This window comes from Rudanella lutea DSM 19387 (genome assembly GCF_000383955.1).
In the GTDB taxonomy this organism is placed as follows: domain Bacteria; phylum Bacteroidota; class Bacteroidia; order Cytophagales; family Spirosomataceae; genus Rudanella; species Rudanella lutea.
Genome location: NZ_KB913013.1, coordinates 3,814,538 through 3,831,728, shown reverse-complemented (window position 1 = coordinate 3,831,728; position 17,191 = coordinate 3,814,538). Strand labels below are relative to the sequence as shown.

Annotated in this window: 14 protein-coding genes; 1 reads left to right on the top strand and 13 read right to left on the bottom strand. The window is 54.7% G+C overall.

Annotated features, from left to right (window positions below; genetic code table 11):
* Positions 1-129: 129 nt before the first annotated feature.
* From RUDLU_RS0115865 to lipB, 8 genes are all read right to left on the bottom strand, one after another.
* Entirely contained in the window at positions 130-1,059 is a 930-nt protein-coding gene (locus RUDLU_RS0115865; protein ID WP_019989390.1) for a rhomboid family protein, read from the bottom strand.
* Positions 1,060-1,062: 3 nt separating this feature from the next.
* On the bottom strand, positions 1,063-1,836 hold the full coding sequence (locus RUDLU_RS0115860) for a rhomboid family intramembrane serine protease (protein WP_019989389.1): 774 nt from the start codon (positions 1,834-1,836) through the stop codon (positions 1,063-1,065).
* Between the two features lie 33 nt (positions 1,837-1,869).
* On the bottom strand, positions 1,870-3,957 hold the full coding sequence (mutL, locus tag RUDLU_RS0115855; protein ID WP_019989388.1) for a DNA mismatch repair endonuclease MutL: 2,088 nt from the start codon (positions 3,955-3,957) through the stop codon (positions 1,870-1,872).
* Positions 3,958-4,056: 99 nt separating this feature from the next.
* Positions 4,057-6,525 (bottom strand): TonB-dependent receptor, encoded by a 2,469-nt coding sequence (locus RUDLU_RS0115850; protein WP_019989387.1) that lies wholly within the window; start codon positions 6,523-6,525, stop codon positions 4,057-4,059.
* A gap of 142 nt (positions 6,526-6,667) precedes the next feature.
* A complete protein-coding gene (locus tag RUDLU_RS27555; RefSeq protein WP_044129507.1) occupies positions 6,668-7,036 on the bottom strand; it encodes a hypothetical protein in 369 nt (122 codons plus the stop codon).
* Positions 7,037-7,189: 153 nt separating this feature from the next.
* Complete coding sequence (gene rnr, locus RUDLU_RS0115840; RefSeq protein WP_019989385.1) at positions 7,190-9,715, bottom strand: ribonuclease R; 2,526 nt, start codon at positions 9,713-9,715, stop codon at positions 7,190-7,192.
* A gap of 96 nt (positions 9,716-9,811) precedes the next feature.
* Entirely contained in the window at positions 9,812-10,219 is a 408-nt protein-coding gene (locus RUDLU_RS0115835; protein ID WP_019989384.1) for a hypothetical protein, read from the bottom strand.
* 59 nt (positions 10,220-10,278) lie between these two features.
* Entirely contained in the window at positions 10,279-11,019 is a 741-nt protein-coding gene (gene lipB, locus RUDLU_RS0115830; RefSeq protein WP_019989383.1) for a lipoyl(octanoyl) transferase LipB, read from the bottom strand.
* Between the two features lie 173 nt (positions 11,020-11,192).
* Here lipB and RUDLU_RS0115825 point away from each other — a divergent pair, with 173 nt between their 5' ends.
* Positions 11,193-11,546, top strand: a complete 354-nt coding sequence (locus tag RUDLU_RS0115825; RefSeq protein ID WP_019989382.1) for a YraN family protein — start codon at positions 11,193-11,195, stop codon at positions 11,544-11,546.
* 100 nt (positions 11,547-11,646) lie between these two features.
* On the opposite strand, the gene RUDLU_RS0115820 is transcribed toward RUDLU_RS0115825, so the two are convergent.
* From RUDLU_RS0115820 to leuD, 5 genes are all read right to left on the bottom strand, one after another.
* Complete coding sequence (locus tag RUDLU_RS0115820; protein ID WP_019989381.1) at positions 11,647-12,114, bottom strand: hypothetical protein; 468 nt, start codon at positions 12,112-12,114, stop codon at positions 11,647-11,649.
* 242 nt (positions 12,115-12,356) lie between these two features.
* A complete protein-coding gene (locus RUDLU_RS27550) occupies positions 12,357-13,496 on the bottom strand; it encodes a 2-isopropylmalate synthase (RefSeq protein ID WP_019989380.1) in 1,140 nt (379 codons plus the stop codon).
* A gap of 235 nt (positions 13,497-13,731) precedes the next feature.
* Entirely contained in the window at positions 13,732-14,805 is a 1,074-nt protein-coding gene (gene leuB / locus RUDLU_RS0115810) for a 3-isopropylmalate dehydrogenase (protein WP_027303113.1), read from the bottom strand.
* 83 nt (positions 14,806-14,888) lie between these two features.
* Positions 14,889-16,409 (bottom strand): alpha-isopropylmalate synthase regulatory domain-containing protein, encoded by a 1,521-nt coding sequence (locus RUDLU_RS0115805; RefSeq protein WP_019989378.1) that lies wholly within the window; start codon positions 16,407-16,409, stop codon positions 14,889-14,891.
* Between the two features lie 103 nt (positions 16,410-16,512).
* Positions 16,513-17,109, bottom strand: a complete 597-nt coding sequence (leuD, locus tag RUDLU_RS0115800; protein ID WP_019989377.1) for a 3-isopropylmalate dehydratase small subunit — start codon at positions 17,107-17,109, stop codon at positions 16,513-16,515.
* Between the last annotated feature and the right edge of the window lie 82 nt (positions 17,110-17,191).

The following is a 17,191-nucleotide window of genomic DNA, read 5'->3' as shown; positions in this document are numbered from 1 at the left end:
CCGTAGCGATTAAAACACAATGCGAAGGTAGGACGAAAATAGGACAAAACGAATAGTAGCACTGTCGGGCAGTCAGACACGGGCAACCGGGCCTGTGTACCTGAGCCACCCAATCTGCTGCCAACCGATCTAACTCCGCTGACTGGCGCGGAACAGTTTCTGTTTTTCTTCGCGCGACAGGCTCTCGTAGCCCGAACGCGAAATCTTGTCCAGAATAGCGTCAATTTCGTCCTGATCAGGCATCGACACCGACGCGTTTCCGGGACTTGCGCCGGCCGCAGCGTAGGTACTGGCGTTGGCGTTGGCATTGCTCCGCTGCCGGTACGACACCTTCACGGCGGGCTTGGGGCGGGTCAGCGACTGCCAGCCATCCATGAGCCAGTAAATTGGACGACCAAGATCGGTGCCGTTCTGAAGCAGTTTGATAAAGAAAAAGCCCATCACGGCTCCGCCCAGGTGCGCCAGTTCACCACCCGAGTTGGGTCCGAGTGAGTTTGCCAACGACAGTACAATCAGAAAAAACACAATGTACTTAATCCGAACCGGGCCGAAGAACAGCAGGTGAAACGAGTAGTTGGGCAAGAGCGTAGCCGCACCAACAGCCACCGAGAAAAACGCGCCCGATGAGCCCAGCATATACACACCACCTGAGCGCTGCACAAAGTACGGCACCAGATTAAACATGGCCAGATACAGCAAACCACCGGCAATACCGCCCAGCACATACAACCCCAGCAACCGACGCGCCCCCAGGTATTCATCCACCAAACGCCCGAACCAGTACAGGCCCAACATATTGAATAGAATATGAAACGGCTTCTCGTGGGTAAAGAAGTAGGTAATCAGCGTCCAGGGACGGCGTATGAACTCAGCGGCACTAGCCGGAATCGTCAGCTGCTCGACTACTTTGCTGTAGTACGCAGGCGATTCGGATACCGTAAATACAAGATACAGAATCAGCAACGTCAGAAAAACCACGACGTTGACTAATATCAGTTGCGCCAACGTGTTGTTGGGCTTCGAAAATTCAGACCGGAAATCGTCAAGTAACCCGCTCATCACTCAAAAAAACATTTTTCGTTGAGAACCCCAGTATTTCACCAATATGAACGCAAACAACATGCCGCCGATATGCGCAAAGTGGGCCACGTTGTCGGACTGGGCCTGATACAAACCCGAGTACACCTCATAGGCTCCGTAGAACAGAACGAGATACTTTGCCTTGACCGGTATAGGTGGAAACAACAAAAGCAACTCAGTGTTTGGAAACAACAGGCCAAACGCCATAATGACCCCAAAAATAGCCCCCGAAGCCCCCACCATGGGCGAATCAATCAAACGCTCCCAGCGCCCATTGACAAAGCTAAGACTCTGTCGTTGAAAGGATTGATTGTCCGGATTTTTCGTGTACGCATCAATAAATCCTTCCAACTGATCGTAAGCCGCGCTGGCCTGACTCTCCACAAATCCCCAGAATGCGTCGGGTGTTGGGTTGGCCCGGTACTCTTCGACCAAAGCGTACACCCGACTCATTTCGTAATAGTTAACACCGAGATACAGCAGGGCTGCTCCCAGACCGCAGAACATATAAAAAAACAAAAACCGCCGGGAGCCCCAGACGCGCTCCAGCATGGGCCCAAACACAAACAACCCGATCATGTTGCTGAATATGTGCCCGAAGCCCGCGTGCAGAAACATGTGCGTCAGGAATTGCAGCGGCTGAAACTTATCCGACAGAAACGAGTGTAGCCCGAATTGTTCAATCACTGGCTGTGAGGTAAACACAAACGCCAATACGTTCAGCAGAATAAGGGTACGGACTACCGGTGTCAGCATATCAAAGTATTCAATTTACGGTGTTTAACCCGATTATAGTTTAAAAAGTCCCTGAATTTTATCCAACGTCAGTACGGTCGTGATCGGTTCGCCGGTGGGTGTGTAACCGGGCGTACTCGATGCGAATAATTGATCGATCAGGGCTTTGCTTTCCAGATCACTCAGCCGGTTCTGATGCCGCAACGCCGACCGCCGGGCCAACGACCGCGCCAGAGCCTCTGACCGTTCGAGTTTAAGACGACCGGTATCGGCCCGGAGTTGCGCCAGCAGGTTCGAAAAAAGTTCTTCTTCGTTTTCGCCGGGGGTCAGGGCAGGTATGCCCCGCAGCACAAAGGTGTTGGCCCCCAGCTCATCGAACTGGAACCCTACGCCCGTCAGCTCGTCGCGCAGGTCGATGGCCAGTTGGTAGTCGACCGCCGAAACGCTTACCGTTTTGGGAAACAGCAATTGCTGCGACGCGCCGTTGCGCTTGGTCAGAGCCGCGTGAAACTGATCGTACAGAATCCGCTCGTAGGCCCGGCGCTGATCGACCACCAGCACGCCCGATTTCACCGGTGCCAGCAAGTACCGGCCCTGCACCTGCATGATCTGGCCGCCCGCGTTGGGGCTTTCGAGCGTCGGCACGGGCTCAAACGGAATCTGATTGGCTTTGCTGCCCAGAGTGAGGGCGTCGATAGCCTCGTGCGTGTCGCCAGCCGCGCTTGCGGGAGCGGCTACCGCCGGTGGTAACCACTCGGCCGGCTCACTTTGCCCCCCCGAAGCACTACCAGCTTCGTCACGATTCAGCGCCCGGGCCCGCTCAATAATCAGGTTGGCATTGGCCGAAAGCGGTTTGGCCACATCGGCCTTAGCCCCACCCGTGATTGACCCGCCCGTTCGTGGGCCGCCCGCTTCAAATTGACTTGCACCCGGCGGAAACTGATCGAACCGGGGAGCTGACAGGGGTTTGTCGGGGGCATTGGTCTCGCGTGCGGTCGTGTGCCCCAGCCCTCCGCTCGCCCAGGCGGGCATCACGGGGCGCGGCAGGTCAGAACCTGGTTTGTCGGCAGCGTCGGCCCCCCGACGGTCGCGGGCGCTGTTCTGACTGCTCAGAAAATTGACGTTGGAGTCGAAATCGAGCGAGGGTGAGAGATTGTACACCCCCATGGCCTTCCGGACGGCCGCCATCATGATCGCGTACACCGACCGCTCGTCGTCGAACTTAATTTCGGTTTTGGTGGGGTGGATATTGATGTCGATATGCGAAGGGTCGATATCGATGAAAAGAACATAGAACGGGTGGTAATTATCGGGCAGGGTGCCTTCGTAAGCGCCCAGCACGGCATGATGCAGGTAATTGTGCTTGATGAACCGGTTGTTTACGAAAAAATACTGCTCGTTGCGGGTTTTCTTGGCCGATTCGGGCTTGCCAATGTAGCCGCGCACGGTCACGTAGGGCGTTTGCTCTTCGCAGTACGCCATTTGATCGCGGTAGCCTTTGCCAAACATATCGACAATTCGGCGGCTAAGCTTACCCGACGGCAGGTTAAACACTTCGCGGTCGTCCTGAAACAACGAAAAAGCCACCTCCGGGTGGGCCAGCGCCACGCGCTGAAACTCATCCAGAATATGCCGCATCTCCACCGAGTTCGACTTCAGAAAGTTGCGCCGGGCGGGTACGTTGAAAAACAAATTTTTCACCAGCAGATTGGTACCCGGCAAACACGAAATCTGCTCCTGCGCCTTGATCTCCGAGCCTTCAATCCGAACCAGTGTACCCAGTTCTTCGGCGGCCCGGCGGGTGCGCATTTCAACCTGGGCTACAGCCGCAATCGACGCCAGCGCTTCGCCCCGAAACCCCATCGTTTTGATCCGAAACAGGTCGTCAGACGAGCGAATCTTGGACGTTGCGTGCCGCTCGAAACTCATGCGGGCGTCGGTCTCAGTCATACCCGCCCCGTCGTCGATCACCTGCACCAGCGTACGGCCGGCATCCCGCACAACCAACTGCACTGATTTGGCACCGGCATCTACCGAGTTTTCAAGCAACTCTTTCACCACCGACGCGGGCCGCTGTACCACCTCACCAGCGGCAATCTGGTTGGCAATCGAGTCGGGTAGAAGCTGTATGACGTTATGCATGGGCGTAATGTATAATGAGTAATGTACAATGAATAATGAGTAATGATGGCAATAGCGCCGAAAACGCTCCACTATTCATTATACATTACACATTATCCATTAGAAGCGAAGTGGCACCACCACTTTCAGGCTGGCGTTTCGACCCATATTGAATACCCCAAGCCGACCGGTCGCCGGGTTTTCCCCGAAATATTTCAACCGATTCTGATGGCTTTGGTACGCACGGTCGAGCAGGTTATTGATCGACAGATACACCGAAAATCGGGTTTGACCGTCTTTCCCTACCACGTCGGCACCAGCTCCTACATTCCATAACGTAAAAGCAGGCGTTGGCGTTTCGGTTCCGAACGCTAATAATGCCCTATTCTGTGCCTGATTATACTCGATTTCGGTTTGCGCATACGCATTTCGTAAGGAGCGCCCCAGTTCGGCCCGGGTTAGCTTGGCCTGTACAATGGTACGCGGGGGCGGCAAGAACGGCAGATACCGGGCCGAATCGCCCTGAGCCGATAAATTTCGCGAACGAACCAGCGAGTACGTTCCCGACAAATGGAGCCATTTGGCCCCTGCCGGATTGTACACCAGCTGGGCCTCGGCCCCGTACAGAACGGCGTTGCCCTGCACGTAACGATAGGTCAGGATCGGCCGGGCGGGGTCCACAATAGAGTCTTGCCCCATCCGGTTCAATACCTTTTCGGAATAGGTGTAGTTTTGAATCCCATTGCGGAACAGACTCGCCGTAATGGAAAGCTCCGGGGTTTCGTAAACTACGCCCAAATCGCTCTGGAATGATGTTTCGGACTTCAGGTTGGGGTTACCAATTTCATACCGGAATGTACCGGCATGTTCGCCATTGGCCGACAGTTCGGGGGTTGTGGGCGCCCGGAACCCCCGCGCCAAATTGGCTTTTATGGTCAGTTTGGGCGTAAGAGCATACGAAGCCCCCAGGCTCGCCGTTGGGTTGGCGTAGGTTTTGTCTAAACCCGCAAACCGCACCGCCCGGTTGGTGCCATTGGTTTCGGTAAACGCGCCCGACTCATCCACGTAGAGCGGGTTGATCTGCATCCGGCGCACATCCACCCGCACCCCACCATTGACCGTGAGTCGGTCGGTTTTTTTCTGAAAAAAGGCCACCACCCCGTTGTCGAGCGATTGATAACCGGGGTACAGCACTTCGAGGCCCCGGTTCTGGTTTTTCTGCCACAGCCCGCTTGTACCCACGGTAAATTCCCAGCCGTTGCGGGCGTCCATGAAATACTTCAGGTCGTAATACACATTTTGCAGGAAGAAATACAGCGCTGGCTGGCCGGGCGTGAGTGTACTGGCAAACTCCTGCCGCCGGTTTTGGCTGTAGCTCACCACCGCCGACAGGTTGCCCCGACCTAGCCGGGCAAAGGTATTCCACGACAGCTTGGCGTGATTCAGATTCTGGTAATTGGCCGGATTAATGGCGCGGCTCCGCAACTCGGCATCCGTCACGGGCGCTACATCTTCGGTGGTGTCGTTGACCCGCACCAGTTTCACAAACCGGCCGGTACGGTCGCGCTCGCCCGTTACGATGTTAATGTCCTGGTGCCAGTTGGAGAAGTTGAGTTGTGAATAGCCCCATTTCCGGCTGATGCCAACGGCCCCGTTTACGTCCATCTCGCGGTACGCTGAGCCGTACACCCGCCCGTCGAAACGGTTGCGGTAGTTGCCTGCGCTTTTGCCGCTCACCCGCAACCGGGCGTACAACCCTTTCTGACCCGTGGTTTCCATCATGGCTGAGAGTCCAAGCATCCCGTTGTTGCTCTGGTAGTTGGTCATGATTTGCCCCTGTGTTACGCCCGGCTGCGGGGGGCGTGCCGAGATCAGGCTCATAACCCCGCCCAGCCCGTCGGAACCGTACAGCAAACTCCCAGCTCCTTTGATAATCTCGTAGCGATCAATCGAGTACTCATCAATTTGCAGAGCGTGTTCTTCGCCCCACTGATTGTCTTCCTGCCGCACGCCGTCGTGCACGGTGATAACCCGGTTGAAACCCAAGCCCCGAATTACGGGTTTCGACAGACCTACACCCGTCGAAATTTGCGACATACCGGGCAGTTTCACCACTGCATCGACCAGGTTGGTCGAGGCTGTTTGAAGCCACTGCATTTTCGAGTACGTCATGATTGGGATAGGGCTCTCTTTCACGGTAGAGCCCGTTGTGAGGCCGGTGACCACCACTTCATTCAGTTGAGTAGCCTCGGTAGCCAGCATGAAATCGAACCGGGTGCTATCGGCCGAGAGCTGCACCCGGCGGGTGAGTGTTTTATAGCCCACCAACCGCACCTCCACCGACAACGGCCCTATAGGCAAGCCCGGCAACCGAAACCGGCCGAGCGTATCGGTTGCCGCTCCTTTTTGCAGGGATGGGATGTAGATGGTAGCCCCGATGAGCGGTTCACGGGTTTTCTGATCGGTCACCAGACCATTCAGCACCGCGTTACCGGCTGGCGTAGTCGATTGAGCAATAGTGTATTGGGGCAAGTTAAGGCCAAGCCAGAGAAGGCCCGCCGTCAGACAAAGCCGAAGAAGTAAATTCATGAAGAGAATGTTGCATGGTAAACAGTAAGAAACAGTTTATGGCGTAAGTTCTCTGGCGTGCGTCATGAGGGTACGCAGCAACAAGCCGTGCACCCGTACGCGCCGTACGACCCACTATGATTCCATAAACAGAAGTGTGTACCTATACAACGGGCGGCCCCCGGAGCAGGAAAACAGCCAGCGTGGCCGGCTTGAATACAGAAGCCCGGAAAAGCGGGGGTACACTCAACAGGCTCAGAACAACCGGCAACAGCAACACAAAAAGCGAAGGCTGCCAATCGGTATGGAGCAGATGGCTCAGCGAGTCGAGCCAGATGATTTCCTGTTGGGTGTGATTGTTTGGCTGGTACGGATCGTCGCCAACCGGAATGTAGGGGTGCGCGTGACTAACAACGGTACCGTCGGCCAGCCGGTGCGAGTGCTGAAAGACCACGCCGTTGACGAGCATCAACAGGTGTAGCCCCAGCAACAGGCGGGCAATCGTCAGACGATATGGGAAGGCGGATAGCACGTTTTGCTCGTCACAAAAGCTTATTATGCAAATGTAGCTAATAAACCGCGTTGTGGCCTTGTCGGTTTTAGCTCACCAGCCTCACAAATTGAGTGAGCAAAAAAAGATGCCACACTCGGTTGAGTGTGGCATCGGAATCCTTATCGCGTTTCCTTACCGGCGGCCCCGGCCTCCGCGCCGGTTTTCGCCTTTGGGAGCGGCCTTGTCGCGGCCCCGTTGCCGACTGGCTTCGCGCAGGCCGGGCGCTTTGGGCTTCTCCGACTTTGCACCACCCCGACGACCCGAATCCCGGCGGGAACTGCCGCCCCGGCGCGAGTCGCTCGTGAAGTCGAGGTCAGCGTCGGTGGCCCGTTTGCCGGTATCACCTACCAACGTAAAGTCCATGCTCCGCCGGGCCAGGTTGGTTTCTTTCACCCGTACCTGAACAGCATCGCCGAAGGTGAACATCTTCTTCGAACGCCGACCGATGATCCGGTAGTTGTCTTTATCGAACTCGAAGAAGTCGCTTGTGAGATCGCTCATTCTGACCAGGCCCTCGCAGCTGTTTTCGGGAATCTCAACGAAAATACCGAACTCGGTAACCCCCGAAATAACCCCGTCGAACACCCGGTTGGGGTCCATGCGGCTCATAAACTCCACCTGCTTGTACTTGATGCTCGCGCGCTCGGCTTCGGCAGCCGCCCGTTCGCGCTCCGACGCGTGCCGGCACCCATCCTCAACTGGTTCGGAATCTACTGAAGCCCCTTTGTCGAGGTAATGCTGCAACAACCGGTGGGCCATCATGTCGGGGTACCGACGAATAGGCGACGTAAAGTGCGAATACCGCGTGAAACCCAGCCCAAAGTGACCCAAATCCTGAGTACTGTAGCGGGCTTTCGACATAGTCCGAACGGCGAGTTGCTGAAGCATATTCTGCTCCGGCCGCCCTTCAATGGCGTCCATAAACTGATTCATTGACCGCGACAACTGATCGGGATCATCGACCGTCAGCTTAAAACCAAGCCGTTTGGCAAAGTCCGATAGCACGCGCAGCTTCTCTTCGTCGGGGCCTTCGTGCACCCGGTACACCATCGTATTGGGCTTGCCTTTGGTCGACAGGCGGTGCACAAATTCGGCTACCCGCTTGTTGGCCAACAGCATAAACTCCTCAATTAGCTTGTGGGCGTCTTTTCGAATTTTGGGCCGCACGGCAATCGGCACCCCGTTTTCGTCAAGTTCAAACTTTACTTCGGGTGTTTCGAAGTTGATAGCGCCATTGCGGAATCGCTCGGCCCGCAGCTTGTGCGCGAGGGCGTTGAGCAACCGCAGTTCTTCTACATAATCGCCCGCCCCGGTATCCATAATGTCCTGGGCTTCTTCGTAGGCAAACCGCCGGTCCGAGTGAATCACCGTCCGCCCGAACCACTCTTTCACAATTTTGGCCTCGGGTGATAGCTCAAACACGGCCGAAAAGGTCAGCTTGTCTTCGTTGGGCCGCAGCGAACACAGGCCGTTCGACAGTTTTTCGGGCAGCATAGGTACCACCCGATCGACCAGATACACCGACGTAGCCCGCTCAAACGCTTCGGCTTCGAGGGCCGTACCGGGTACCACATAATGCGTTACGTCGGCAATGTGAACCCCAATTTCGTAATTACCATTTTCGAGGTAATTGACCGAAAGCGCGTCGTCAAAATCCTTAGCGTCGACGGGGTCGATGGTAAAGGTTGTGATCGGGCGAAAATCGCGCCGTTTGGCAATTTCGGCAGCCGTAATCTCGGTCGGGATTTTCTCGGCGTCGGCCTCTACCCCATCCGGAAAATCGAGTGGCAACCCAAACTCGGCCAGAATGGCGTGCATTTCGGTGTTGTGTTGCCCAGCCGCGCCCAGTACCGTAATCACCTCACCTTCGAGCCGATGGCGTCCGGTGGCATCTTCGGGGTACTTGGTCAGCCGAACAATTACCTTCTCACCCTGCTTGGCCCCGCCAATGTTATCGCCCGAAACGTACACTTCGTCGTACAGCCGTCGGTTGTCGGGCTGCACGTAAGCGTACTTGCCCCACACGTCGATGGTGCCCACCAGTTCGGTCCGGCCCCGCTCTACGATCTGCACAATACGGCCTTCCTGCCGCCGACCCGACCGCCGGGCTCCGCGCCGACTGCCGTCGCTGAAGGCCACCACCCGCACTTTGTCGCCATCAATGGCACCGCCCATATCATCGGCTGATACCCAGATGTCAGCGTCACGGTCGCGGGCCGCCGTACCATCGCCAGTTAGCACCACAAACGCAAACTGTTCGTTTACGTGTTCTACCGTACCCAGCAAGGTTTTTTGTTCGTCGCTTGCCCGGTACGCGCCTGTTTCGTCGAGGAGCAGCCGCCCCTCATCAATTAGCTCGCCAATAAGGCCATGCACCATCAGCTTCATCTTGCGGTCGCCGATTCCGAAATGATCCAGAACCTGCTGCTGCGAGAATGAAGATTCGTTATTTATTTCAAAGAAAGCCGCGATGTCCGCTTTCAATTCATCCAGAAACGAGTCGGGATTGCTCAACCGGGTTGGTTTCCCCCGTCGGTCGGCACCCTGTTCGCGAGCCCTACCGCCCGATGCGCGGGCAATACTCGGCCGAACCGAGCCATCTGCCTGCCCCGACTGCGGCCGGGCGTATTCATTTTGTTTAGGTTTTTTACTTCTCATTATTTTAAAAAATGTAGCATGAGTACAGCTACGCGCACCTCAGGCGGCACCCCTACTAAGCGGGTATGCCGACGTGCATGGATGCTTACTCATCGTTTACTCGTGCAGGATTCCCTCAAGCCCACCAAGGGCCGGAACCGGCACCAGATTGTCCTCCACAATACTATCAGGAACAAAGATGAATTTTTTATCAAAAATTTGATTATCAATAAAATAACTCACCCAATATTCATTATTCAGATGAAACACATTGGGCATAATGGTTTCAATTAATTGATGATCGCCCGGCTCAATTTGCGGGAAAAAGTGCCGAAGCGTGGAGGTCTTCAGCTTTTCATCATTTTGTTCGCCGTATCCCTGCGAGGTCACAAATACCGTATGGATAGGCACCTGGTTTTGGTTGATGAGGAAAACCTGCCAATCGTACTCGTTCACCTCATTCAATTTCCGCGCCACAACAACCTGTATCTTCTCAACTGGCAAAAAAGGAATGTCTTTCTTCATGCTAACTCACCCCTGCCTCTCGCCTTTTTCGGGAGAAAAAACGGGGAAATTCTATTTCATTAAACGATTTCCATCTCAAAGAGGGCTGCCAAGTGCCGCTGCATAATCCCCGCCACTTCGGTCATCTCTACCGGGCGCCCCAACTCGGCCGACAGTGAAGTCACGGCTTTGTCGGTAATACCACAGGGGACAATATGCCCAAAATAGCTCAAATCTGTATTCACGTTGAGGGCAAAACCGTGCATCGTTACCCAACGGCTCGCTTTTACGCCCATTGCGCAAATCTTGCGGGCCGGGCCTGTGGTGGTCAACCCACCGGCTTGCACGCCCTCACCGAGCCACACACCCGTCAATCGTTCACTCCCCAGCCCTTCGATGCGCCCGGCTACCAGACCATAATCGGCCAGGGTACGAATAACTGCTTCTTCGAGCAAACGCATGTACCGGTGAATGTCGGTGAAAAAGTTATCCAAATCCAGAATCGGGTAGCCCACCAGCTGACCGGGGCCATGGTAGGTAATATCCCCCCCCCGATTGATCCGATGGTAGGTAGCCCCGATGGTTTTCAGAAAGTCGTCATTCGCCAGCAAGTTGGTTTCATGCCCACTTTTTCCGAGGGTGTACACGTGCGGATGCTCGCAAAAAATCAGGTAGTTCGAGGTTGGTAACTGCTCCTCGGCGGGGCGGCTCCGGTTGGCTACTTTCTGAGCGATCGTGTCGGCAAACATCCCTTCCTGCCTGTCCCAAGCCTCCTGATAATCAATCAGTCCCCAATGCTGCACCTGTACTTTTTTGTTCACGCGGGTAGTGTTTTAATCAGACTTTTACGCGCCAAATGCAACGATCAGAATAGCCTGGCCGGCCTCCTCCCGATACAATTTTCACGATTCAACGTCTTAATACACAACACCAAAACCCCGGCAGACGTTCGGTACCTCTGTTGGGGCCAACAGCTCACTAACTATTTATCGGCATGGCCGCACATAATGATTTTGGCAAACAGGGCGAGGAAGAGGCCATTCGGTATCTGCAGGCCGAAGGGTATCAGGTACTGGAGAGTAACTACCGCTACCAGCATGCTGAGATTGATCTGATTGCTCAGAAAGGGAAGTTACTCGTTTTTGTAGAGGTGAAAGCCCGCAGCAGTACGGCCTACGGCAACCCCGAAGAGTTTGTGTCGTACACCAAAGTGAGGCTACTCAAACGGGTGGCCGAGCACTACATCTTTGCCCGCAACTGGCATCACGATGTCCGGTTCGACATTATCGCCATCGTCCGCACGAATGGCGAGATGAAGGTGAAGCACATCGAAGATGCGTTTTATTAAACTTGCTGACGCGTGGGCCTTCGACAGGCTCAGGCTGACCTTAATTTGTGAGTTTCCAGTCAGCCTGAGCCTGTCGAAGGCCCACGCGTCAGCAAAATAGTCAGGCAACCAACGCTACCTCGGTAATTTCCTGAGGCAGTTTGATCTTATCCAGCAACTGCTCTTCGAGCAAATCGGCCCAGGTGGTCATGTACAAAACTACGTCGTTGCGGACATTATGACGCAGGTGCCGTTTCTCAAGCGGGAGCCGGTGAAGTACAGCCCGGTCGTCCAGTTTTTCGAGGTGCTTCAGGTCTTCGAGCGTCAGGCCGGCATTTAACATTTCGTTGATAACCAGATCAATTGGCATGGCGCTCGTGGGGCAGTAGTCGTCGACCTGTTCGTTCCAGTCGCCGTACCGTTCCATGGCGTACCGATGAATCTGATCTTTGCTCAACTTAGTTAGCTCCTGAGCCAGGTTGCCGCAGTTGCAGCCCCCCATGTGGCCCCACTGGTAATGCGCTCCCTGCTGTAAGTTACGGGCCGTTCGGCGAAGGGCCTCAATAAGTTCGAGGTTCGGTCGTGCCATTGTTTTAATGGATAATGTACGTGAATGTATAATGAATACTGTACAGTGAACAATGATTTATGCTGCTGCATATCAACCTTTTCACTATTCATTCTACACTAAGCATTATACAATTAATTTTGACAGGGTACTATAATGGGCGATAATATACAATGGGTAGCGATTAATATAAAATAGCTCTTGCGTGAAAGCCATTTCACATTATTCACTACCCATTATACATTTTGTGCAAGGTAAATGTTTTACCGCACCAACTCCATCAAATCTTTGTCGTTCACCTCTTTACGAATGTCGGCCATGTCGAGGAATCGCTTGTAAATACCGTCGAGCGTCGGTTTATCGTACCGGAAGCCCAGCAGTTCGAGCCGGTGCTTGAGCGCGTGCCGTCCCGAGCGGGCCGTCAGTACGATCAGCGATTTATCCACACCTACATCGAGGGGGTTCATGATCTCGTAGTTTTCAGAATGCTTCAGGAAGCCATCCTGATGGATACCCGACGAGTGCGCAAACGCATTGCGGCCTACAATCGCTTTGTTGGCCTGTACCGGCATCCGCATCATTTCGGATACGAGCCGACTCACCGGAAACAGGCGCGTGGTGTCAATACCGGTTTCAAAACCTAACTCTTTGTGCACTTTGAGCGCCATCACCACCTCTTCGAGTGAGGTGTTGCCCGCCCGTTCGCCAATACCGTTCATGGTCACCTCTACCTGCCGGGCGCCGTTGGCAATACCCGCCAGGGTGTTGGCCGTTGCCAGACCCAGGTCGTTATGGCAGTGAATCGAAATCGTAGCCTTATCGACGTTCGGCACGTTGTTGTAGATGTACCGGATTTTGTCGCCGTACTCATTGGGCAGGCAGTAACCCGTTGTGTCGGGAATATTGACCACCGTAGCCCCGGCCGCAATGACAGCTTCGGTCAGGCGGCACAGAAAATCCAGATCGGCCCGGCCAGCGTCTTCGGCGTAGAATTCCACATCGTCGACGTACGAGCGAGCGTGTTTCACGGCCGACACGGCCTGTTCCAGGATGGCCTCGCGGGTGCTCCCGAACTTGTTGCGAATGTGAATATCCGACGCACCGATACCCGTATGAATACGCCCTTGCCGCGCGTGCTTCAGCGCTTGTCCGGCCGCGTCGATATCGCCTTTAACGGCCCGCGACAGGGCACAAACGGTTGGACGGGTTACGGCTTTGGCAATCTCCTCGACCGACCGAAAATCGCCGGGACTCGAAATCGGGAAACCGGCCTCGATGATGTCAACGCCTAATCGTTCCAGTTCCTTGGCTACCACTACTTTTTCTTCAGTTGTTAGCTGACAACCGGGTACCTGCTCGCCGTCGCGAAGAGTTGTGTCGAAGATGAAAATGCGCTGACTCATTACGTTTAGGTCTTGTTATCGGATTGATAGCGTAAAAAAGGCCCTTTTCCAGTCGGAGAAGGGCCTTGGCAATATGAACACTGTGTTCCTTCTCAGGCCCTTATCGAGTTGATAGCATTAGCTGAAGGCGAAGAAGAATACAGGACAAAGTCATTGCGAAATTTCGCTGGTTGCGTAATTACACCACAAAAATAAGGAGTCCCATCAAAGTTCCAAACGTGTCCCTCAATTTTTATCAGGCTAATTGCGCCAGAACCTGCTCACCCATTTGGTTCGTTCCCAACACCTTATCGGCTGGGGTATCGGCATCGGCAATATCGCGGGTCCGATAACCGCTTTTCAGTACAGCGTCAACGGAATTAATAACCGCTTCTGCCTCTGTTTTCAGGCCAAACGAGATTTCCAGGAGCAAGGCTACCGACAATACCGACGCCAGCGGATTGGCTACGCCTTTGCCGGTAATATCGTGCGCTGATCCGTGAATCGGTTCGTACACGCCGGTGCTGTCGCCAACCGAGGCCGAAGCCAGCATGCCCATCGAACCGGCAATCTGCGAGGCTTCGTCGGTCAGAATATCCCCAAAAAGGTTACCCGTTACCACCACATCGAACCGCTTAGGGTCTTTGATCAGCAGCATGGCAGCCGCATCGATAAACTGATGCTCTACCGTTACGTCGGGGTATTCGGGCGCAATAGCCTGCACCACTTCGCGCCAGAGCCGGCTGCTTTCGAGTACGTTGGCCTTATCGACCGAGCAAAGGCGCTTGCTCCGGGTCCGGGCCGCTTCGAACGCTTTACGCACAATCCGCTCTACCTCGTACTTGCTGTAGATCATGGTATCGTACGCGGTGTTGCCGTCGTCGAGCCGCTCCCGCTTACCAAAATACACGTCGCCTGTCAGCTCCCGGAAAAACAGAATGTCGGCCCCACGCAGAATTTCGGGCTTAATGCTCGATGCTTCCAGCAGTTCGTCGAACAGCTTGATAGGCCGCAGGTTGGCGTACAGGCCCAGTTCTTTGCGCATTTTCAGAAGTCCCTGCTCAGGGCGCACCTTCGCCGAGGGGTCGTTGTCGTACTTGGGGTGCCCTACGGCTCCGAACAGGACGGCATCGGCCGATTTCATTTTGGTGAGGGTTTCTTCGGGCAGGGGCGAACCAGTTGCCTCAATGGCAACGTGCCCAATCAGGGCTTCGTCGTAGGTAAACTCATGCCCAAACTTCTGAGCAATTACTTCCAGAATCTGCTTGCCAACGGCGGTCACTTCGGCACCGATACCATCACCGGGCACTACAAGGATGTGTTTTTTCATGGGGAAAAAGGAAAAAGGGAAAAAGGAGAAGGGAAAACGCCGGATTCAACTTCCTGTTCCGTTCTCCGTTTTCCCTTTTCCGTCTATTCAAGTGTATTTAACATTTTCTGGGTAGCCTTAATGGCCGACACGGTTTGGTCGGAGTCGAGCCCCCGGGTTTTGAATTCGCGGTTTTTAACCTTCCAGGTAATGATTGTCTCGCACAAGGCATCGGTGCGCCCCCCGGTCGGAATCCGAACGGCGTAGTCGGTGAGCATGGGCAAGGTCATCTTTTTACGGCTGTACACCTTCTTGAGCGCGTTCATGAAGGCATCATACTGCCCATCGCCCTGCGCGTTTTCTTCGAACAGCTCCTCGTCGATCCGAACCCGCAGCGTAGCCGAGGGCTTGAGGTCTTTGGAGTGAGTGAGCACGTAATTGAGCACCTCCACCCGCGACGCAATGGCGTTGGTATTCAGAACGTCGGCAATCACGTAGGGCAGGTCTTCGCGGGTGACAACCTCTTTCAGGTCGCCCAGTTCGATAACGCGCTGGGTTACTTTCTTCAGGTCTTCGTCCGACAATTGAATACCCAGCTCGCGGAGGTTGTTGTCGATATTGGCCTTACCCGACATCTTGCCCAGCGCGTAACTCCGTTTGCGGCCGAAGCGCTCAGGAAGCAACGCATTGAAATACAGGTTGTTCTTCTTGTCACCATCGGCATGGATACCCGCTGTTTGGGTAAAAACGTTATCGCCCACAACGGGTTTGTTATCGGGAATCCGAAGGCCCGAAAACGTCTCGACAATCTTGCTAACCTGATACAGCGACTTTTCGACCACGCCCAGCTTGAGCTGGGGCATAAAGTCGCGCAAGACGGCGATGGTGCTGGCCAAGGGGGCATTTCCGGCCCGCTCGCCCAACCCATTTACGGTCAGGTGAATGCCATGGGCACCCGCTCGCAGGGCCTCCATCACGTTGGCCACGCCGAGATCGTAGTCGTTGTGCGCATGAAAATCGAAGTGCATACCGGCGTACCGCGTCACCAACTGATCGACAAACGTGTAGCTTTCGGCGGGTGTCAGCACGCCGAGTGTATCGGGCAGTAATACCCGGCGGACAGGCTGCGTCTGGAGGAAATCCAGGAACTGCAGCACGTAGTCCGGTGAGTTACGCATCCCGTTGCTCCAGTCTTCCAGGTACACATTGACCTGAATACCGAGCTTCTGCGCGTCGGTTATGGTCTGTGCAATGTCGGCAAAATGTACCTCCGGTGTTTTCTTGAGCTGGTGCGTGAGGTGGTTGAGCGAGCCTTTGGTGAGCAGATTCATGACCCGCGCGCCCGAAGCCTGCATCCACTCGAGCGAAGCCCCGCCATCGACAAACGTGAGCACCTCGACCCGATCGAGCAAACCCGCCCCGGCTGCCCAGCGCGTGATCTGCTGTACCGCTTCCAATTCACCCGCCGACACCCGCGCCGATGCAACCTCGACCCGGTCGACTTTTACCTCGGTCAGCAGCAGTTGCGCCAGGGCCAGTTTTTCGGAAGCCGAAAACGACACCCCGCTGGTTTGTTCACCATCGCGGAGGGTCGTGTCCATAATTTCAATGTAACGGTGGTTCATTGGAGAAATGAGTGATTGAGTGATTGAGTGATTGAGTGAATTCGTAAAACCAGAGTTGATTCCCTTTTTTATTCGCTCATTCACTCAATCACTCATTCACCAATTAAAATGGTCTCGTTTCGGCAAACTGCTCAATCTCCCCTTTCATAGACAACAGATAATCGATATCGTCGAAACCGTTGGTGAGGTTGTGCTTCTTGTAGCCGTTGATGCCGAAGCTCTCGCTCTCGCCCGTTGCCAGAATCGTGATGGTTTGTTCGGGCAGGTTCACCTCCAGCTCGGTGTTGGGGTCGGCCTCGATGGCTGCGAAGATTTTCTCCAGAAACTCAGGGCTCACCTGCACCGGCAGAATGCCGATGTTCAGGGCGTTGCCCCGGAAAATGTCGGCAAAAAAGCTTGATACCACACACCGGAAGCCGTAGTCGTAGATAGCCCAGGCAGCGTGCTCGCGACTTGAGCCACTCCCGAAATTTTTGCCTCCTACCAGGATTTTACCTTTGTAGGTCGGGTTGTTCAGCACAAAATCGGCCTTGGGGGTATCGTCATTGTTGTACCGCCAATCGCGGAACAGATTGTCGCCAAATCCTTTGCGCTCTGTGGCTTTGAGGAAGCGGGCGGGTATGATTTGGTCCGTATCAACGTTCTCGATGGGCATCGGAACGGCCGTAGACCGGAGAACCGTAAATTTATCGTAAGCCATGGTAAAGTTTTCAGTTTAGTGTTTACGGTTTTTAGTTTGTGGATTCCGGCTAACTGACGGCATAGATCCGTCACTCGAAAAC